Below are 19,163 nucleotides of genomic sequence, written 5' to 3'. Positions count from 1 at the left end.
AACCGGAAAACCCCCTTCCAGCCCACCCCCTGCCCCTCGGGACAGGGGAGTGCGGCCGTTTTCCAATTCAATACAGGATGCTTGCAGCCATGACTCCCTTGATTTTCGTAACCGGCGGCGTGGTGTCCTCGCTCGGCAAAGGCATTGCCGCCGCGTCACTGGCCGCCATCCTCGAGGCGCGTGGCCTGAAGGTCACGATGATGAAGCTCGACCCGTACATCAACGTCGACCCGGGCACCATGAGCCCGTTCCAGCACGGCGAGGTGTACGTCACCGATGACGGCGCCGAGACCGACCTGGATCTGGGCCATTACGAGCGCTTCGTGCGCACGCGCCTGAGCCGCAAGAATTCGGTCACCACCGGCCGCATCTACGAGAACGTGATCCGCAAGGAGCGTCGCGGCGACTACCTTGGCGCCACCGTGCAGGTCATCCCGCACATCACCGATGAGATCCGTCGTTGCATCGATGAAGCGACCGAAGGCTTCGACGTGGCACTGGTGGAGATCGGTGGCACGGTCGGCGACATCGAGTCGTTGCCGTTCCTGGAAGCGATCCGCCAGGTGCGCACCGAGCGCGGCCCGGAAAAAGCCTTGTTCATGCACCTCACCCTGGTGCCTTACATCAGTGCTGCCGGTGAGCTGAAGACCAAGCCGACCCAGCATTCGGTGAAGGAACTGCGCTCGATCGGCATCCAGCCGGATGTGCTGCTGTGCCGTTCCGAGCAGGCGGTGCCGGATTCGGAGCGTCGCAAGATCGCCCAGTTCACCAACGTCTCCGAGCGCGCGGTGATCAGCGTGCCGGACGTGGACGTGCTGTACAGCATCCCGATGGGCCTGCATGCGCAGGGCCTGGACGACATCGTGGTCAACCAGTTCAAGCTGGCCGACAAAGTCGGTCCGGTGGATCTGTCGATGTGGGAAGACGCAGTGGATGCGACGCTGAACCCGCTCGATGCGGTCACCATCGCCGTGGTCGGCAAGTACGTCGACCATCAGGACGCGTACAAATCCGTTGGCGAAGCGCTCAAGCACGGTGGCCTGCGCCAGCGCACCAAGGTCACCCTGAAGTGGCTGGAAGCACAGGAGCTGGAAGGCAGCGACATGTCCGCGCTGGCCGATGTCGACGGCATCCTGGTGCCGGGTGGCTTCGGCGACCGCGGCTTCGAAGGCAAGGTGCTGACCTCGCAATACGCCCGCGAGCACAAGGTGCCGTACTTCGGCATCTGCTACGGCATGCAGGCCGCGGTGGTGGATTACGCACGCCACGTGGTCGGCCTGGAAGGCGCCAACAGCACCGAAAATGACCGCCAGTCGCCGAACCCGGTGATCGGCCTCATCACCGAATGGCGTACCGCCACCGGCGACGTTGAAAAGCGCGACGACAAGAGCGACCTGGGTGGCACGATGCGCCTGGGCCTGCAGGAACAGCGCCTGAAGCCGGGCACCTTGGCCCGCGAGCTGTATGGGCAGGACGTGGTGTCCGAGCGTCATCGCCACCGCTACGAGTTCAACAACCGCTACCGTACCCAGCTGGAAGACGCCGGCCTGGTGATCGCCGGCAAGTCGATGGACGACACGCTGGTGGAAGTGGTCGAGCTGCCGCGCAGTGCACATCCGTGGTTCCTGGCCTGCCAGGCGCACCCGGAATTCCTGTCCACGCCGCGTGCGGGGCACCCGTTGTTCATCGGTTTCATCCGGGCCGCGCGCGAGCGCAAGGCCGGTGGCCAGCCGCTGGCCGAAGCAAACGCCTGACTTGCAGCGGGGGCGAGCCGCCCCCATCTTCGGCACTGAAAACCCTGCTGCCTGCCGGCCCTGTCGGCACCGCGCAATTACCAAGGAAATGCCATGAAACTGTGTGGATTCGAGGTCGGGCTGGACCAGCCCCTGTTCCTTATCGCCGGCCCCTGCGTGATCGAGTCGATGCAGCTGCAGCTCGACGTTGCCGGGCGTCTGAAGGAAATCACCGGGCGGATGGGCGTCAACTTCATCTTCAAGTCGAGCTTCGACAAGGCCAACCGTACCTCCGGCACGTCCTTCCGTGGCCCGGGCCTGGAAGAAGGCCTGAAGGTGCTGGCCGAGGTGAAGAAGCAGATCGGCGTGCCGGTGCTGACCGACGTGCACGAATACACCCCGATGGACGAAGTGGCCTCGGTGGTCGATGTGCTGCAGACCCCGGCCTTCCTGGTCCGGCAGACCGACTTCATCACCAAGGTCTGCGCCGCTGGCAAGCCGGTGAACATCAAGAAGGGTCAGTTCCTGTCCCCTTGGGACATGAAGCCGGTGGTGGAGAAGGCCAAGGCGACCGGCAACGAGCAGATCATGGTCTGTGAGCGCGGCGCCAGCTTTGGTTACAACAACCTGGTCAGCGACATGCGCTCGCTGTCGGTGATGCGCGATACCGGCTGCCCGGTGGTGTTCGATGCCACCCATTCGGTGCAGTTGCCGGGCGGGCAGGGCAACAGCTCCGGTGGCCAGCGCGAGTTCGTGCCGGTGCTGTCGCGTGCCGCGGTCGCGGTGGGTGTGTCGGGTCTGTTCGCCGAGACCCACCCGGACCCGTCCAAGGCATTGTCCGACGGCCCGAACGCCTGGCCGCTGGACCGCATGGAAGAGCTGCTTGAAACCCTGATGGAACTCGATGCCGTGACCAAGAAGCACGGGTTCTCGCGCTTCGCATGAGTCAGGACCCGTGGGCGGCGCTGGATGCGCGCCGCCAGCGGCGGCACTGGCGCCAGTGGCCTTGGGGCTGGACGGCGTTGGCGCTGTCCATTGCGGCCTGGATCTGCCTGTTCGCCCTGGCATTCCTGGTGGCGGCCAGCGTCGGCATGCCCGGCGACGGCGACCATGCCATGCGCGCCACCCGCGTTCCCCTGTTCATCACCGTGGCGTTTGGCGGGTTGGTGGTGATCGGTTGCCTGATCGCCAGCGTGCTTTCGCTGCGCTTGCCGCAACGGCCAGCAGGTGGTGTCGCAGCGCTTGCGTTGCTGACGCTGCTGGTGGCCTGCCTGGCGTTGCCTGCGCTGCTGTCCTGAACGCTGCGCGGGGTGGTGTCACCGCTGCCCTGCGCGCCGATTTGGCATCTGACCGGTGTGCGGGGATAATCACGCGGCATTCGTTTTTGTCGCATCCCTCTACAAACAGGTAACCGGCCAGCCCATGAGTACGATCCGCAGCATCCACGCCCGTGAAATCCTCGACAGCCGTGGCAACCCCACGCTGGAAGCCGACGTCATCCTGGAGGACGGTTCGTTCGGTCGTGCCGCCGTGCCCTCCGGCGCCTCGACCGGCACCAAGGAAGCGGTGGAGCTGCGTGACGGCGACAAGACCCGTTACCTGGGCAAGGGCGTGCGCAAGGCCGTGGAGAACATCAACGGCGCGATCGCTGGCGCGCTGACCGGTTTCGATGCCGCAGACCAGGAAGGCCTCGACCGCCGCCTGATCGATCTGGACGGAACCGAGAACAAGGGCCGCCTGGGCGCCAACGCGCTGCTGGGTGTTTCCATGGCCGCCGCGCATGCCGCCGCTGCTTCCAACAAGCAGGCGCTGTGGCAGTATCTGGCCGGCAAGACCGGCGTCACCCCGTCGTTGCCGGTGCCGATGATGAACATCATCAACGGCGGCGCGCACGCGGACAACAACGTGGACTTCCAGGAGTTCATGGTGCTGCCGGTCGGTTTCACGTCTTTCTCCGAAAGCCTGCGTGCCGGTACGGAAATCTTCCATTCGCTGAAGTCGGTGCTGAAGGGCCATGGCCTGAGCACGGCGGTCGGCGACGAAGGCGGTTTCGCGCCGGACTTCCGCAGCAACGTCGAAGCGCTCGACACCATCCTCGAAGCGATCGGCAAGGCCGGCTACACCGCCGGTGAAGACATCCTGCTCGGCCTGGACGTGGCGTCCAGCGAGTTCTACGAGAACGGCAAGTACAACCTGGTGGGCGAGAACAAGCGCCTGACCTCGGATCAGTTCGTCGACTTCCTGGCCGACTGGGCCGCGCAGTACCCGATCATCACCATCGAAGACGGTCTGGCGGAGAACGATTGGGCAGGCTGGAAGCTGCTCACCGACCGCATCGGCAAGACCGTGCAGCTGGTGGGTGACGATCTGTTCGTGACCAATCCGCGCATCTTCAAGGAAGGCATCGATTCGGGCACCGCCAACGCCATCCTGATCAAGGTCAACCAGATCGGCACGCTGAGCGAAACGCTCGAAGCGATCGCCATGGCCGACCGTGCCGGCTATGCCGCCATCGTGTCGCACCGTTCCGGTGAGACCGAAGACACCACCATCGCCGACATCGCCGTCGCGACCACGGCGACCCAGATCAAGACGGGTTCGTTGTGCCGCAGCGACCGCGTGGCCAAGTACAACCAGCTGCTGCGCATCGAAGAAGCGCTGGGTGCCGGTGCGCGCTACGCCGGTCGCGACGCTTTCGTTTCGCTGAAGCGCTGATCCCATGCGCAACTGGCGGTGGGTGCTGTTGGCGTTGGCCCTGCTGCTGGCATGGTTGCAGTACCGCTTCTGGTTCGGCCCGGGCAATTCAGGGGAAGTGATGACCCTGGAGGCCCAGGTCGAGCACCAGAACCGCGATAACGACGGTCTGCAGCAGCGCAATGATGCGCTGGCTGCGGAAGTGCAGGACCTCAAGGATGGCCAGGCCGCCATCGAAGAGCGCGCGCGCAGCGAGCTGGGCATGATCAAGCCCGGCGAGAAGTTCTACCGCGTGGTGGAAGATGCGCCGGTGGCCCCGGTGCGGGCGCCCGCCGCAGTACCCGTAGTCGAGCACCCGGCGGACGTGCCATGAGCGCGGCGATCTGGGTGGTGGTGCCTGCCGCCGGTCGGGGTGCGCGCTTCGGCGCTGCCCTGCCGAAGCAGTACCTGGAGGCTGGCGGGCAGAGGGTGATCGCGCACACGCTGGACGCCTTGCTGGTGCACCCGGCCGTGGCCGGCGCGATGGTGGTCATCAGCCAGGATGATGTCGACTGGCCAGGCTGGACCGAATGGGCGGGCAAGCCGGTGTTGACCTGCGTTGGTGGGGCTACCCGCGCGGACTCCGTGCTGGCCGGTCTGCAGGCCCTGCCGGACAGCGTGCGTGCCGATGAGTTCGTGCTGGTGCACGATGCGGCGCGACCGAACCTGGCACTGGTCGACCTCAGCCGCTTGTTGGAAGTGGGGCGGGCCGATCCGGTCGGCGCGATCCTGGCCGCACCGGTCCGCGACACGCTGAAGCGTGCAGGCGATGACGGTGGCATCGATGGCACCGAGCCGCGTGCACGGTTATGGCGCGCGTTGACGCCGCAGCTGTTCCGCCGTCACCAGCTCAGCCGCGCGCTGGCAGAGGCCGCCGCTGCCGGGGTCGAGGTCACCGACGATGCCATGGCCATGGAGCGCCAGGGCCAGCGCCCGCTGCTGGTGGAAGGCAGCGAGGACAATTTCAAGGTCACTACGCCGTCCGACCTGGACCGCTTCGAATTCGTACTCTCCCGTCGCGCCGGCTGATCCAGCCGCGCGTGGCATTGCAAAGGCATCACCCATGACCACCCTTCCTTTCCCGCCTGTCCGCATCGGCCAGGGTTACGACGTCCATGCCTTCGGCGAGGGCGACCACATCATGCTGGGGGGCGTGCGCGTGCCGCACAGTGCCGGCGTGCTCGCACACAGCGACGGCGACGTCATCCTGCACGCGCTCTGTGATGCCATGCTGGGTGCCCTGGCGCTGGGCGACATCGGCCAGCATTTCCCGCCCAGCGACGAGCGCTGGAAGGATGCCGACAGCCGTGATTTCGTCATCCACTGCGATGCGCTGCTGCGCTCGCGTGGCTGGCAGGTCGGCAACACCGACATCACCGTGATCTGCGAGCGCCCGAAGGTCGGGCCGCATGCGATGGCCATGCGCGAGCGCATCGCCGAACTGCTGCAACTGCCGCTGGATGCAGTGAGCATCAAGGCAACCACCTCGGAGAAGCTGGGGTTCACCGGTCGCAGCGAAGGCATTGCCGCCCAGGCCATCGTGCTGCTGGTGGCGGCATGATTCCGTTGCCGCTGGCCTTCGGTGCGCCGCTGTTTTCCAACGCCCGCATCCGCACCACGCCGGAAGATTTCCAGGTAGACGAGCTGCCTGCCTTCGAGCCGACCGGCGAGGGCGAACACCTGCTGCTGGAGATACGCAAGCGCGGTGCCAATACCGTGCACGTGGCCACGCTGCTGGCGAAATGGGCGGGACTGCCGGAAATGGCAGTGAGCTTCGCCGGGATGAAGGACCGCCATGCGGTGACCACGCAGCGTTTCAGCGTGCACCTGCCCAAGCGCGTGGCCCCCGACCTGGCGTTGCTGGCCAGCGACGAAGTGGAGGTCGTGTCGTCGACCTGGCACAACCGCAAGTTGCAGCGTGGCGCACTGGCGGGCAACCGCTTCAAACTGGTACTGCGCGAGGTGGACGGCGATCCGCAGGCCATCGACGAGCGGCTGCAGCAGATTGCCGTGCGCGGCATTCCCAACTGGTTCGGTGAGCAGCGGTTCGGCCGTGACGGTGGCAACGTGCCGGCGGCGCTGGCGATGTTCGGTGGCCGCCGCATGCGCAAGGACCAGCGCTCGCTGCTGCTGTCGGCTGCCCGCTCGGCGCTGTTCAACCGCGTGCTGGCCGCGCGCGTGGAGCAGGGCAGCTGGGATCAGCCGCTGGACGGCGAGGTATGGATGCTGGACGGCAGCCGCAGCGTATTCGGTCCGGAAGCCTGGACCGACGTGCTGGCCGAGCGCCTGGCGCGTTTCGACATCCATCCCAGCGGCCCGTTGTGGGGTGCTGGCGAACTGCGCAGCACCGATGCCGCACGCGAACTCGAACTGGCTGCGATCAGCGACGAGGAGTCGCTGGCGCTGCGCGCAGGGCTGGAAGCGGAAGGACTGAAGCACGAGCGCCGCGCACTGCGCCTGCGTCCGGCATTGCTGCAGCACCAGTGGCTGAAAGAAGGCGTGCTGGAGCTCAGCTTCGCCCTGCCGCCGGGCTGCTACGCGACGGCCGTCCTGCAGGAACTCGGCCCCGTCAGCTGAAAAAAAGGGGACGGAGGGGATTAAGTAAAAAGGGGACGGAGGGGGTTAAGTCGCATTTGGCCCACGCGTGGGCCAAATGCGACTTAACCCCCTCCGTCCCCTTTTTGAGCGACTTAATCCCCTCCGTCCCCTTTTTTTTGCTCTACCGCGCCAGCAATACCAGCACCGCGCCGGTGCCGCCTTGGCCGGCGGGGGCCGAGTGGAAGGCGAGGATGTCGTTGCGCAGCCGCAGGTGACGGTCGACCAGGTTCTTCAGCACCGGGGCGCCGCCGTCGGCCTGCAGGCCCTTGCCGTGGATGATCCGGACGCAGCCGTGGTCGTGGGCGTGCGCTTCCAGCAGGAACTGGCGCAGCAGGGTTTCGGCCTGGGCGGCCGTGGCGCCGTGCAGGTCCAGCTCGTCCTGTACCGAGTACTGGCCCTTCTTCAGTCGTTGGAACATGCGCGGGGGCAGGTTGTCACGGCGGTAGCTCAGCGCGTCGCCGGCATCCAGCGGCGGCCCTGCCCGCAGCAGGCGGGCGAACTCCCCCAGTGCTTCCTGGTCGTCGCGTTCGGCCATGCGCGCACGCGGGCGCGGCTTCGGGGCGGCCGGAGCCGGCTCGCTGACCTTGCGCAGCGGCGTGATCTCGCCGATGGCCGAGCGGAACAGTTCGGCAGGATCTTCGTCATGCGGATGCGACATGCTCACAGATTACCGCATGCGGCCCCGGCCATGAGCGCTGTCCAATGACCCATGGCAGGGTAGGCCATGGGGGCGGCTTGCGGCACAATACAGAACGCACTTGCGAGGTTGCGGCATGCGCCGGGGGGAGCGCCGCGACATGTCCATGTCAGCAGTGATGGAAGCAGAAGTCTTGAACGATCAAGTGGTTAAAACGCAGATGCGGGTCCTGGTCAGCAACGATGACGGCGTCGACGCCCCCGGTATCGGCATGCTGGCGTCTGTCCTGCGCCAAGCGGGCCATGAGGTCACCGTGGTGGCGCCCGACCGTGATCGCTCCGGTGCCAGCAATTCGCTGACGCTGGACCTGCCGATCCGCGTGAAGCGCCTGGACCCCTCCACCGTCTCGGTCGCCGGTACGCCTACCGATTGCGTGCACCTGGCACTGACCGGCCTGCTGGACAACGAGCCGGACATGGTGGTTTCCGGCATCAACAACGTGGCCAACCTGGGCGACGACGTGATCTATTCCGGCACCGTGTCCGCCGCGATGGAGGGCCGCCACCTGGGCCTGCCCGCGGTCGCGGTGTCACTGGTGAGCCGCAACCATGAGCCGAAGCATTTCGAGACGGCGGCGCGAGCGGCAGTGGAGATCGTCGCGCAGTTGAAGGCCGATCCGTTGCCGGCCGACACCATTCTCAACGTCAACGTGCCCGACCTGCCCTGGGACGAAGTGAAGGGATTCGAGGTCACGCGTCTGGGCAACCGCCATCGCGCCGAAGGCTGCATCGCGCAGAAAGACCCGCGCGGCAACACGGTGTACTGGATCGGCCCGGCCGGTCGTGAACAGGACTCCGGTCCCGGCACCGACTTCCATGCGGTACGTACCGGCTTCATCTCCATCACCCCGATCCAAGTCGACCTGACCCGCTACCAGGCGCTGGAGAACGTTGCCAGCTGGGTAGGTGGGCTGACTGCCGCGCTGGGCCGACCGGCATGAGCCAGCGCCTGCGCCTGCAGCCGGAAGCCGTCGGCATCGGCATGACCTCCCAGCGGGTGCGTGACCGACTCGTCGAGCGCCTGCGTGAGGCGGGCATCGTGGACGAGGCGACCCTCAACGCCATCCGCGTCGTGCCGCGTCACCTTTTCATCGACGAAGCGCTGGCCTCGCGTGCCTATGAAGATACGGCGCTGCCGATCGGCCATGGGCAGACCATTTCGCAGCCGTGGGTCGTGGCGCGGATGACCGAGGCGGTGCTGCAGGTCGCACCGAAGAATGTGCTGGAAGTCGGCACCGGTTCGGGCTATCAGGCGGCCGTGCTCGGTGCCGTAGGCCTGGAGGTGTTCACCGTGGAGCGGATCGGCGACCTGCTGCGCCAGGCGCGCAAGCGCTTCCGTTCGCTGGCGATGAACATCCGTACCAAGCACGATGACGGCCGCGTGGGCTGGCCGGAGCATGGCCCGTACGATGCGATCGTGGTGACTGCTGCAGCGCCTGCGTTGGTCGACGCGCTGGTGGAACAGCTGGCGGTCGGTGGACGCTTGGTCGCGCCGGTCGGCGGCCCGGGCGCGCAGTCGCTGGTGCAGTTGGACCGGCTGGAGGATGGCAGCATCACGCAGTCCGTGTTGGCGCCGGTCACCTTCGTCCCGTTGCTGTCTGGCATGCTTGACTGAATTTCACGGAGCAGGGCATTCATGAAGATCTTTGGGCCGCTGTACGAGCGGGCGTTGAAGTGGGCCAACCATGAGCGGGCACCGACCTACCTGACGGTGCTGAGCTTCATCGAGGCGATCATTTTCCCGGTGATGCCGGAAGTGATGCTTGCCCCGATGTGCGTTGCCCAGCCCAAGCGCGGCTGGTGGTTCGCCACGCTCAGCCTGTCCGGCTCGATGGTCGGCGCGGTGGTGGGCTATGCGCTGGGTCACTTCGCCTACGAGGCGGTCAAGCCGTTGCTGGATACGATGGGCATGCTGCCGGGCATCGAACGCGGTATCGCGGTCGTGCAGGAAAAGATGGCCGATTCGCCGTGGGCGGTGTTCACGTTCCTGGTGCTGGGCGGCTTCATGCCGATCCCGATGAAGGTCTTCACATGGGCGTCGGGTATCGTCGGTGTTCCGATGCCGCAGTATCTGCTGAGCATGCTGATTGGTCGCGGCAAGCGCGTATTCGTGCTGGCCGCCGTCATCCGCATCGGTGGAGCGCGCGCTGAAGCGGCGTTGCGTCGCTGGATTGAACCGCTGGGCTGGATCGCTACTGCATTGGTAGTGGCGATGGTGGCCTGGCTTGTATGGAGGTCGAAGTTCGCATGAGTGCTGATTGTTTGAACAGGGGGTTGCGCCTGGGCGCGCTGGCCATGGCGCTGTCCGCGCTGACCGCGTGCGGCACGGCCACCGTGGTGCGTCCGTCCGGTGGCGGGAGCGGCGGGGCCTCGTCCACGCCGAAGACCTCGGTGGCGCAGCCGGGCAAGACCGTGCGCGTACAGAAGGGCGATACGGTGTATGCCCTTGCGCGCATCCACAGCATCACGCCCTCCGACCTGATTGCCTGGAACAGCCTGTCCAATCCCTCGACGATCTATCCGGGGCAGATCATCCGGCTGTATCCGCAGGGTGCGGGCGGCGGTCGGGTGCCGACCACGGTGGTCACGGCGCCGCGGCCTTCGGGTGGCACGACGACCACGACCACGCCGGTGTCCACGGTGGCCCCGGTGCGCAGCAATGTCAGCTGGCGCTGGCCGGCCGACGGCGCGGTCGTGGGCCGCTACGTGGCGGGTGAAACGACCAAGCAGGGCGTGGACATCGCCGGCACCAGCGGACAGGCGGTCAAGGCTGCCGCCGATGGCGTGGTGGTGTATTCCGGTGCCGGCCTGGTGGGCTATGGCGAGTTGATCATCGTCAAGCACAACGAGCAGTGGTTGTCGGCCTATGGTCACAATCGCAAGCGCCTGGTCAATGAGGGACAGAGCGTGAAGGCCGGTCAGCAGATCGCCGAGATGGGGCGCACCGGTGCGAACCGGGACATGCTGCATTTCGAGATCCGCTACAACGGCAAGCCGGTCGATCCCCAGCAGTACCTGCCAGCGCGCTGAGGTGTCGCCGCTGAGAGCGGTTGCCGAGTCGGTTGTGGGGGTTGGCGGCGGGCGGGTGCCGGCGGGACAGATGGGACCCGCCGCAAGTACGTCCATGTAGGCTCGTTTCCGCCCATCCATGGGCTCCAACGGTCCCATCTGCCCCGCCGGCACCCGCCTTCGACACATCCCCTCGGCGGGGAGAGAAAGAAAAGCGAAGCAAAGCGAAGCAAAGCAAACGCAAAGCAGCCGATCGTTGGATTGGCTCTGCTTTTGCTTTTGCTTTTGCTTTTTTTCTTTTTCCCCGGCCACCGGCGGACTGTCGGGGTGAGGGGGAAGGGCGCTGGGCGGGACCTTGAGCGGCAGGAGCCGCGAAGAGCTACATGGACGTACTTGTGCGTGTCCCGCACAGGGGCGTTCCCCCTCGCCCAACACAGAACCCATGGCCGAAAGCCGCTCTCAGCGGCCAACCCTCATCGCTCGAGAATGAACGCGGCGGCGACCTTGCGGCCTTCGCCGGCGAGGATGTTGAACGTGCGCGCGGCGGCCGGGTTGTTCATCACTTCCAGGCCGATACCGCGCGACAGGCACGTGGCCATCAGCTGCGGTGACGGAAATACCTGACGGGCACCGGTGCCCAGCACGATCAGCACCGGCTCCAGTGCCAGGATCTGCTCCAGATGGGCGACCGTCAGCGCGGCCACCGAAGCGACCGGCCAGTCCTCCACCAGCACCTGGGGGGTGACGATGAAGCTGCTGGCCAGCTCGCGATCGTTGATGCGCGCCGAATGACCATCCGCACCCCGCAGGGTGTAGGCGTAATCAGGCGCTTCGTGACTGAGTTGCATACGGGGACGGGGCTCCGATCAACCGCGCGGAAGCACGATCTGGCGGTTTTCCTTGCTCGGGCGGTACAGCACGGCGACGTGGCCGATGCGCTGCACCAAGGTGCTGCCGGTCGTGGTCACCAGCTCGGCGATCATGGCGTCGCGGGCTTCGCGATCTTCCGCACCCACCTTCACCTTGATCAGTTCGTGGCGCTCCAGCACCTCTTCCAGCTCGGCCAGGAAGGCCGGGGTCACGCCTTTGCCACCAATCTGGAGCAGGGCTTTGAGGTCGTGGGCTTGGCCGCGAAGAAAACGGGTCTGGGATGCGGTCAGGGCAGTGGACATGCAGGAAAGCGCTGTGACTTGGGGGGTTCAGGGTATCATGGCGACCCCACCCGGCTGTATTTACTATGGTTTCCCGCAGCAAGAGCAGCCAGCGTTGGCTAAAAGAACACTTCTCCGACCCCTATGTGAAGAAGGCGCAGGCCGAGGGTATGCGCTCGCGCGCCGCCTACAAGCTGGAAGAGCTGCTCGAACGTGACCGGCTGCTGAAGCCGCACATGCTGGTCGTGGACCTCGGCGCGGCGCCCGGTGGCTGGTCGCAGCAGGTCCGCCGACAGATGGGCGATACCGGTCGGGTGTTCGCACTGGACATTCTGGAGATGCCGCCGCTGGCCGGCGTGGACTTCCTTCACGGCGACTTCAGGGAAGAAACCGTCCTATCGCAGTTCGAGGCAATGGTCGGTGAGCAGCCGGTGGACCTTGTGCTCTCCGATATGGCCCCCAATAAGAGTGGAATGGATGCGGTGGACCAGCCGCGGATGATGCACCTGGCAGAGCTGGCCATGGATTTCGCCGACAACCACCTCAAGACCGGTGGGGCATTCCTGATCAAGCTGTTCCAAGGGGTAGGCTTTGACGACTACGTGCGTGAAATGCGCCGGCGGTACGACAAGGTCTCCATCCGCAAGCCGGACGCCTCACGCAAGCGCTCCCCCGAGGTCTATGCCCTCGGACAAGGCAAGCGCGCCACGATCAAGTAAGCTCGACACGCAAGCAGTACCCACGCGCCACCCAGCACAAGAGGAATACCGGAGCCAATGAGGATGAACGACTTGACCAAGAACCTCCTGCTATGGGTGGTCGTCGCCGTCGTGCTGATGGTGGTATTCCAGAGCTTCTCGCCCAAGACCAGTGGTGCGGGCGCTCCGGGTGCCACGTATTCGCAGTTCCTGGACCAGGTGGACAGCGGCACGGTACAGAAGGTGACCTTCGCCGGCGACATGCGCGGCGGCACCAACGAAATCACCTACACCACCCGTGGCGGCCAGACCTCCACCATCACCGCGCCGTTCGATCGCGACCTGATCAACGTGCTGCGCACCAAGAACGTGGAAATCGTCCAGCAGGAGCCGTCCAGCGGCATCTCGCTGGGCGCCATCCTGATGAACTTCCTGCCGGTCATCCTGATCATCGGCTTCTGGCTGTTCATCATGCGCCAGATGCAGGGCGGTGGCGGCGGCGCCAAGGGCGCCATGTCCTTCGGCAAGTCGCGGGCCAAGCTGCAGGGCGAAGACCAGGTCAAGGTCACCTTCGCCGACGTGGCAGGCTGCGACGAGGCCAAGGAAGAAGTCGGCGAACTGGTCGACTTCCTGCGCGATCCGTCGAAGTTCACCAAGCTGGGCGGCAAGATTCCGCGCGGCGTGCTGATGGTCGGCCCGCCCGGTACCGGCAAGACGCTGCTGGCGAAAGCCATCGCCGGCGAAGCCAAGGTGCCGTTCTTCTCGATCTCCGGCTCGGACTTCGTGGAAATGTTCGTCGGCGTCGGCGCCAGCCGCGTGCGCGACATGTTCGAGCAGGCCAAGAAGCACGCGCCGTGCATCATCTTCATCGACGAAATCGACGCCGTCGGTCGCCATCGTGGCGCCGGCCTGGGCGGCGGTCATGACGAGCGCGAGCAGACCCTCAACCAGTTGCTGGTCGAGATGGACGGGTTCGAAGGCGGCGAAGGCGTGATCGTCATTGCCGCGACCAACCGTCCGGACGTACTGGATCCGGCGCTGCTGCGTCCGGGTCGCTTCGACCGTCAGGTCGTGGTCGGCCTGCCCGACGTGAAGGGCCGCGAGCACATCCTCAAGGTGCACATGCGCAAGCTGCCGCTGGCCGACGATGTCGTGCCGATGGTAATCGCCCGCGGTACGCCTGGTTTCTCCGGTGCCGACCTGGCCAACCTGTGCAACGAGGCCGCCCTGTTTGCCGCGCGCAACAGTGAGAAGGAAGTCCGCATGGACCACTTCGACCGTGCCCGCGACAAGATCCTGATGGGTGCCGAGCGTCGCTCGATGGCCATGAGCGAAGAAGAGAAGACGCTCACCGCCTACCACGAGGCGGGCCACGCCATCGTCGGCCGTCTGGTGCCCGAGCATGATCCGGTCTACAAGGTCACGATCATTCCGCGCGGTCGTGCGCTGGGTGTGACCATGTACCTGCCGGAAGGCGACAAGTACTCGATCAACCGCGTGGCGATCAATTCGCAGCTGTGTTCGCTGTACGGTGGTCGCGTGGCCGAGGAGCTGATCTTCGGTGCCGACAAGGTCACCACCGGTGCCTCCAATGACATCGAGCGTGCCACCAAGATGGCCCGCAACATGGTCACCAAGTGGGGCCTGTCCGAGACCCTCGGTCCGATTGCCTATGGCGAGGAAGACGACGAGGTGTTCCTGGGCCGTTCGGTCACCCAGCACAAGAGCGTGTCCAACGACACCGCGCGCCGCATCGATGAAGAGGTGCGCAGCATCCTGGACAAGGCGTATGCCCGTACCACCGAGCTGTTGACCGCCAACGTCGACAAGCTGCACGCGATGACCCAGCTGCTGCTGCAGTACGAGACCATCGACGCGCCGCAGATCGACGCCATCATGGAGGGCCGCGATCCGCCGCCGCCGATGGGCTGGGCCAAGTCGCCGAACAACAGCGACAACAAGGATGGCGGCAACAATGACAAGGGCGGTGACGCCCGCCCGGTGCCGCCGATCAGTGGGCCGGCCGAGCAGATCTGATCCGCCAAGCATGATCGTGCAGGAAAAGGCCGGGGAAACCCGGCCTTTTCCGTTCATGTGTTCCGTGCACGGGGCGGGCCGGTGCGGGACAATAGGACGACGTTCCTTCCACCCCCGGATGCCTCATGTCGACGCCCCCTCCCGAGCCGATTTCCCACACCACCGAAATGGTCATCGCCACCGTCGTCGGCGTGGCCGTCGGGCTGGGCATGGACAACCTGCTGCTGGGCTGCGGCGTCGGTATCGCGCTGGGTATCGTGCTGAGCATCGGCAAGACGCTGTACGTGGATCGCAAGCGCCGCAAGCGCTGACTCCCCCTGCTGGTCGCGCCGCGGCATGCCAGGCGGATCGGTTGAATTTCCTGTTCACGGCCAGCGGCCGTTACTACGCCCGAGGGTCCGCCTTGTTCGACATCTCCCCCCAGCTTGATTGCGCCGGTCGTGTTCTGCGGCTGGACCGTGCGCAGGTGATGGGTATCGTCAACGTCACCCCGGATTCTTTCTCCGACGGCGGCGCGCACGACAGTACCGACGCCGCGGTAGCCCATGGCTTGAAACTGGTGGAAGAAGGAGCGGACCTCCTCGATATCGGCGGGGAATCCACCCGCCCCGGCAGTGCGCCGGTGCCGCTGGAGGAAGAACTGCGTCGGGTACTGCCGGTCATCGAGCAACTGGCGGCGCGCACCGCTGTGCCGATCAGCATCGACACCTTCAAGCCGGAGGTGATGCGTGCCGCCGTCGCTGCGGGCGCCGGCATGATCAACGACATCCATGCGCTGCGTCAGCCTGGCGCGCTGGAGGCCGCGGCGGATACCGGCGTTCCGGTAGTGCTGATGCACATGCAGGGCGAGCCCGGCAGCATGCAGGCCGACCCGCAATACGACGACGTGGTGGCGGAGGTACATCGTTTCCTCGTGCAGCGGCTGTTTGCCGCCGAAATGGCAGGCATCGCCAAGAAGAACCTGATCGTCGATCTCGGTTTCGGCTTTGGCAAGACGCTGGAGCACAACCTCACGTTGTTGGCCCGCTCGGAACGCTTCATCGAACTGGGCGTGCCGATGCTGGCCGGTTTGTCGCGCAAGCGCATGCTGGGCGAGATCACCGGCCGCGACGTACCCGCGGAGCGGCTCGCCGCCTCGGTGGCGGCGCACGTGATCGCCGTGCAGCGTGGCGCGCGCATCGTGCGCGTGCACGACGTGGCGGCCACGGTGGATGCCCTGAAGCTGTGGCAGGCGGTGCAGGCCGTGCCTGCCGTGCGCCAGGACGCCGCGCCCAGCATCCGTTGGCCGGACGAAGACTGATGGCAATCGATCGGCGGCCACTTGCCATCGCGGTGATGGGCCCGACCGCCAGCGGCAAGACCGCCACCGCGATCGCGCTGGCCCAGCAGCTGGATGGAGAAATCGTCAGCGTCGATTCGGCGCTGGTGTATCGCGGGCTGGATATCGGGTCGGCCAAGCCCGACGCCGCCGAACGCGCGCAGGCGCCGCATCACCTGCTGGACCTGTGTGACCCGTGGCTGGCGTTCTCGGCCGCCGAGTTCGCCACCGCCGCCCGCCGCGCCGTGGATGACATCGTCGCGCGCGGCAAGCTGCCGATCCTCGCCGGTGGCACCGGGCTGTACTTCCGCGCGCTGCTGGAAGGGCTGTCGCCCATGCCGCCCGCCGATGAGGCCACCCGGGCGCAGCTCAGCGCGGAGGCGGCCGAGCGCGGCTGGGCGGCCCTGCATGCTGACCTGGCGAAGGTCGATCCGCAGGCCGCCGCACGCATCCACGCAACGGACCCGCAGCGTATCCAGCGGGCGCTGGAAGTGCATCGGCTGACCGGCCAGCCGATCAGCCACTGGCAGCGCCAGCCGGGCGAGGGCAGGTTGCCGCTGCGGACGCTGAAGCTTGTGCTGGCGCCACAGGATCGCGCAGTGCTGCACCGGCGCATCGAGCAGCGCTTCGACGCCATGCTGGCGCAAGGCTTCCTGGATGAGGTGCATGCGCTGCGCGCGCTGCCCGCCATGGCCGCCGTGCCCAGCCCGTTGGATCTGCCCGCCGTGCGTGCGGTGGGCTACCGCCAGGCCTGGGAGTTCCTCGATGGCCACGTGGATGCGGCCGCTTTCCGTGACAAGGCGATATTCGCCACACGCCAGCTGGCCAAACGGCAACTGACCTGGTTGCGCGGGGAACTTGATGCGCGCTGGTTCGATCCCCATCTAGAACATCAGCGGATGGCTGCAGCGGTCTCCGCCTTCGTCCCGTCCTGAAAGCGTCCCGTGCGCCTGCCGTGTACCATCGGCAAGTCGGTGGTTGGCTGGGGGGCCGTGGTAGCTGCCGACACCCATAAAAACAATAATCAGGAGTTAGCCATGTCCAAGGGGCAATCGCTGCAGGACCCGTTTCTGAATGCACTTCGGCGCGAGCGCGTGCCGGTCTCGGTGTATCTGGTGAATGGCATCAAGTTGCAGGGCACGATCGAATCGTTCGACCAGTTCGTGGTGCTGCTGCGCAATACCGTCAGCCAGATGGTCTACAAGCACGCCATTTCCACGGTGGTGCCAGCGCGTAATGTGAAGATGGGCCCGGGCGGCGGTCTTGTGCAGTCCAACGAGGACGGCCAGCAGGCAGGTGATGACTCAATTGAATAACCTTGGAGTGGTTCGTGTTTGATCGCTCGAAAAAGGGCGAAAACGCCCTGTTGATCCAGCCCCATATGGGCAAGCTGGAAGAAGACGTGCTGGAAGAGTTCGGTGACCTGGCACGCTCGGCGGGTGCCAGCATCGCCGCCACCATCACGGCACGCATCGACCGGCCCAGTCCGTCGACGCTGATCGGCAGCGGCAAGCTGGAAGAAGTGAAGGCGGCGGCCGACGCCAGCGGTGCGGACCTGATCCTGGTCAACCATGCGTTGAGCCCGGGCCAGGAACGCAACCTGGAGAAATTCCTGGAGCGCCGGGTGATCGACCGTACCGGTCTGATCCTGGATATCTTCGCCCAGCGCGCTCGCAGTCATGACGGCAAGCTGCAGGTCGAGCTTGCCCAGTTGCGGCATATGTCCACGCGCCTGATCCGTGGCTGGACCCACCTGGAGCGCCAGCGCGGTGGCTCCATCGGCCTGCGCGGCCCGGGTGAGACGCAGCTGGAAACCGATCGCCGCCTGCTGCAGAAGCGCGTCGAACAGCTGCAGAAGCGTCTGGAAAAAGTGGAGGTGCAGCGCACGCAGATGCGTCGTGCGCGCCTGCGCAGCGAGCTGCCGCGCGTGGCGCTGGTGGGCTACACCAACGCCGGCAAATCCACGTTGTTCAATGCGCTGACCGGTGCGGACGCTTACGCGGCCGACCAACTGTTCGCCACGCTGGATCCCACCGTGCGCCGCATCGTGCTGCCCGGCGGCAACGTGGTGCTGGCCGATACCGTCGGCTTCGTGCGCGACCTGCCGCATGACCTGGTGGCGGCGTTCCGTTCCACGTTGTCCGAGGCGCGCGACGCCGACTTCCTGCTGCATATCGTCGATGCCGCCGATCCGCACCGCGAAGAACGCATCGCGCAGGTCGACGAGGTGCTGACCGCCGTGGGGGCAGGTGATCTGCCGCAACTGCTGGTCTTCAACAAGATCGACCGCATCGACGGGGCCGACGTCCGCCACGACGGCCAGGATGGCGTGCCGGACGAGTCGCGCCGCGAACGCGTGTGGATTTCCGCACGCGATGGGCGCGGCCTGGAGCTGTTGCAGAGCGTACTGGGCCAGCGCCTCGGCCTGCAGCATGTGACGGCTGAGCTGCGTCTGCCGCCCTCTGCGGGACGATTGCGGGCCAAGCTGCATCAGCTGGAAGTGGTGGGCGAGGAAGTAAGCGATGAAGATGGCTGGTTGCTGCAGGTCAACATCCCGATCGCCGAGGCGGAGAAACTCGCTGCCGGTGAAGACGGTGCTCCGATCCGCGCGCTGCTGCCCGAGAAACTGCCGGAGTGGTAGCGTGGGCTGCCCCCTTGCCGCAGGATCGCCATGACCGTTCCCACTGATGACATGCTGGCCACCCTGGCCAGCGAACTGGGCCAGACGCTGCGGCTCGCCCAGCTGCAGCTGGTCACCGCCGAAAGTTGCAGCGGTGGCTGGATCGCCAAGTGCATGACCGATATCGCCGGCTCGTCGGCGTTCTTCGACTGCGGGATGGTGGTGTACAGCTACGAAGCCAAGCAGCGCCTGCTGGGTGTCCGTGCGCAGACGCTGGAAGTGTTCGGTGCGGTCAGTCGCGAGACCGTGCTGGAGATGGTATCCGGTGCCCTGATCAATTCCGGCGCGGGAGTGGCGATCGCCGTGACGGGTATCGCCGGTCCTGGCGGTGGCAGCGATGACAAGCCGGTCGGCAGCGTCTGGATCGGCTGGAAGCGGCGCGGCGGCTACGCGCAGGCACAGCTGTTCCATTTCCACGGCGACCGCGACGCGATCCGTCGGCAGACCGTTTCGGCGGCGTTGCACGGGATGCTCGCCCAGCTGTGAGATGCTGGCCGCTCACTCGGCACG

The 19,163-nt window shown here is 66.0% G+C and carries 23 protein-coding genes; 20 read left to right on the top strand and 3 right to left on the bottom strand.

What is annotated here, in order from left to right; all coding sequences use genetic code 11:
• Positions 1-89 precede the first annotated feature (89 nt).
• From ICJ04_RS11755 to truD, 8 genes are all read left to right on the top strand, one after another.
• The gene (locus ICJ04_RS11755) at positions 90-1,754 is read left to right on the top strand and encodes a CTP synthase (protein WP_188324429.1); all 1,665 of its coding nucleotides are present in this window, start codon (positions 90-92) and stop codon (positions 1,752-1,754) included.
• A gap of 93 nt (positions 1,755-1,847) precedes the next feature.
• Positions 1,848-2,678, top strand: coding sequence for a 3-deoxy-8-phosphooctulonate synthase (kdsA, locus tag ICJ04_RS11750; protein WP_188324428.1), 831 nt, complete (start codon positions 1,848-1,850; stop codon positions 2,676-2,678).
• Positions 2,675-3,031, top strand: coding sequence for a hypothetical protein (locus ICJ04_RS11745; protein WP_188324427.1), 357 nt, complete (start codon positions 2,675-2,677; stop codon positions 3,029-3,031). Before kdsA ends, ICJ04_RS11745 begins: the two co-directional genes overlap by 4 nt.
• Before the next feature lie 124 nt (positions 3,032-3,155).
• Positions 3,156-4,448, top strand: a complete 1,293-nt coding sequence (gene eno, locus ICJ04_RS11740; protein WP_188324426.1) for a phosphopyruvate hydratase — start codon at positions 3,156-3,158, stop codon at positions 4,446-4,448.
• Positions 4,449-4,452: 4 nt separating this feature from the next.
• On the top strand, positions 4,453-4,800 hold the full coding sequence (ftsB, locus tag ICJ04_RS11735; RefSeq protein WP_188324425.1) for a cell division protein FtsB: 348 nt from the start codon (positions 4,453-4,455) through the stop codon (positions 4,798-4,800).
• A complete protein-coding gene (ispD, locus tag ICJ04_RS11730) occupies positions 4,797-5,495 on the top strand; it encodes a 2-C-methyl-D-erythritol 4-phosphate cytidylyltransferase (RefSeq protein WP_188324424.1) in 699 nt (232 codons plus the stop codon). Before ftsB ends, ispD begins: the two co-directional genes overlap by 4 nt.
• A 34-nt stretch (positions 5,496-5,529) precedes the next feature.
• Complete coding sequence (gene ispF, locus ICJ04_RS11725; protein WP_188324423.1) at positions 5,530-6,027, top strand: 2-C-methyl-D-erythritol 2,4-cyclodiphosphate synthase; 498 nt, start codon at positions 5,530-5,532, stop codon at positions 6,025-6,027.
• Positions 6,024-7,043: a tRNA pseudouridine(13) synthase TruD gene (gene truD / locus ICJ04_RS11720; RefSeq protein ID WP_188324422.1), complete on the top strand. Its 1,020-nt coding sequence runs from the start codon at positions 6,024-6,026 to the stop codon at positions 7,041-7,043. Before ispF ends, truD begins: the two co-directional genes overlap by 4 nt.
• A gap of 142 nt (positions 7,044-7,185) precedes the next feature.
• On the opposite strand, the gene ICJ04_RS11715 is transcribed toward truD, so the two are convergent.
• On the bottom strand, positions 7,186-7,722 hold the full coding sequence (locus ICJ04_RS11715; RefSeq protein ID WP_188324421.1) for a Smr/MutS family protein: 537 nt from the start codon (positions 7,720-7,722) through the stop codon (positions 7,186-7,188).
• Between the two features lie 199 nt (positions 7,723-7,921).
• On the opposite strand from ICJ04_RS11715, the gene surE reads away from it, so the two are divergent.
• The 4 genes from surE to ICJ04_RS11695 are packed head-to-tail and all read left to right on the top strand — an operon-like array spanning position 7,922 to position 10,790.
• On the top strand, positions 7,922-8,701 hold the full coding sequence (gene surE / locus ICJ04_RS11710) for a 5'/3'-nucleotidase SurE (RefSeq protein WP_188327312.1): 780 nt from the start codon (positions 7,922-7,924) through the stop codon (positions 8,699-8,701).
• Positions 8,698-9,375 (top strand): protein-L-isoaspartate(D-aspartate) O-methyltransferase, encoded by a 678-nt coding sequence (locus tag ICJ04_RS11705; RefSeq protein WP_188324420.1) that lies wholly within the window; start codon positions 8,698-8,700, stop codon positions 9,373-9,375. Before surE ends, ICJ04_RS11705 begins: the two co-directional genes overlap by 4 nt.
• Positions 9,376-9,396: 21 nt before the next feature.
• Positions 9,397-10,011 (top strand): YqaA family protein, encoded by a 615-nt coding sequence (locus ICJ04_RS11700; protein ID WP_188324419.1) that lies wholly within the window; start codon positions 9,397-9,399, stop codon positions 10,009-10,011.
• Positions 10,008-10,790: a peptidoglycan DD-metalloendopeptidase family protein gene (locus ICJ04_RS11695; RefSeq protein WP_188324418.1), complete on the top strand. Its 783-nt coding sequence runs from the start codon at positions 10,008-10,010 to the stop codon at positions 10,788-10,790. The genes ICJ04_RS11700 and ICJ04_RS11695 overlap by 4 nt, the downstream gene beginning before the upstream one ends.
• Positions 10,791-11,242: 452 nt before the next feature.
• Here the strand turns inward: ICJ04_RS11695 and ICJ04_RS11690 are convergent, their stop codons facing one another.
• Both ICJ04_RS11690 and yhbY read right to left on the bottom strand, forming a co-directional pair.
• Positions 11,243-11,617 carry an Mth938-like domain-containing protein gene (locus ICJ04_RS11690; RefSeq protein WP_188324417.1) on the bottom strand — a complete coding sequence of 125 codons (375 nt, stop codon included), beginning with the start codon at positions 11,615-11,617 and terminating at the stop codon, positions 11,243-11,245.
• Between the two features lie 18 nt (positions 11,618-11,635).
• Positions 11,636-11,941: a ribosome assembly RNA-binding protein YhbY gene (yhbY, locus tag ICJ04_RS11685; protein WP_188324416.1), complete on the bottom strand. Its 306-nt coding sequence runs from the start codon at positions 11,939-11,941 to the stop codon at positions 11,636-11,638.
• A 65-nt stretch (positions 11,942-12,006) separates the two neighbouring features.
• Here yhbY and rlmE point away from each other — a divergent pair, with 65 nt between their 5' ends.
• The 8 genes from rlmE (at position 12,007) to ICJ04_RS11645 (ending at position 19,139) form a co-directional block, all read left to right on the top strand.
• A complete protein-coding gene (gene rlmE, locus ICJ04_RS11680; protein ID WP_188324415.1) occupies positions 12,007-12,639 on the top strand; it encodes a 23S rRNA (uridine(2552)-2'-O)-methyltransferase RlmE in 633 nt (210 codons plus the stop codon).
• Between the two features lie 63 nt (positions 12,640-12,702).
• Positions 12,703-14,655, top strand: coding sequence for an ATP-dependent zinc metalloprotease FtsH (gene ftsH, locus ICJ04_RS11675; protein WP_188324414.1), 1,953 nt, complete (start codon positions 12,703-12,705; stop codon positions 14,653-14,655).
• A gap of 125 nt (positions 14,656-14,780) precedes the next feature.
• Positions 14,781-14,966 (top strand): hypothetical protein, encoded by a 186-nt coding sequence (locus ICJ04_RS11670; RefSeq protein WP_188324413.1) that lies wholly within the window; start codon positions 14,781-14,783, stop codon positions 14,964-14,966.
• A 92-nt stretch (positions 14,967-15,058) separates the two neighbouring features.
• Positions 15,059-15,955 (top strand): dihydropteroate synthase, encoded by an 897-nt coding sequence (folP, locus tag ICJ04_RS11665; RefSeq protein ID WP_188327311.1) that lies wholly within the window; start codon positions 15,059-15,061, stop codon positions 15,953-15,955.
• Entirely contained in the window at positions 15,955-16,908 is a 954-nt protein-coding gene (gene miaA, locus ICJ04_RS11660; protein WP_188324412.1) for a tRNA (adenosine(37)-N6)-dimethylallyltransferase MiaA, read from the top strand. The genes folP and miaA overlap by 1 nt, the downstream gene beginning before the upstream one ends.
• A 102-nt stretch (positions 16,909-17,010) precedes the next feature.
• Positions 17,011-17,289: an RNA chaperone Hfq gene (hfq, locus tag ICJ04_RS11655; protein ID WP_188327310.1), complete on the top strand. Its 279-nt coding sequence runs from the start codon at positions 17,011-17,013 to the stop codon at positions 17,287-17,289.
• 14 nt (positions 17,290-17,303) lie between these two features.
• Positions 17,304-18,614, top strand: coding sequence for a ribosome rescue GTPase HflX (gene hflX, locus ICJ04_RS11650; protein ID WP_188324411.1), 1,311 nt, complete (start codon positions 17,304-17,306; stop codon positions 18,612-18,614).
• A 30-nt stretch (positions 18,615-18,644) separates the two neighbouring features.
• On the top strand, positions 18,645-19,139 hold the full coding sequence (locus ICJ04_RS11645) for a CinA family protein (RefSeq protein ID WP_188324410.1): 495 nt from the start codon (positions 18,645-18,647) through the stop codon (positions 19,137-19,139).
• Positions 19,140-19,163: the final 24 nt, after the last annotated feature.

It is taken from the genome of Stenotrophomonas sp. 169 (assembly GCF_014621775.1).
Lineage (GTDB): Bacteria > Pseudomonadota > Gammaproteobacteria > Xanthomonadales > Xanthomonadaceae > Stenotrophomonas.
Note: the sequence above shows the minus strand (reverse complement) of the source record. Positions and strands in the feature narration are given on the sequence as shown.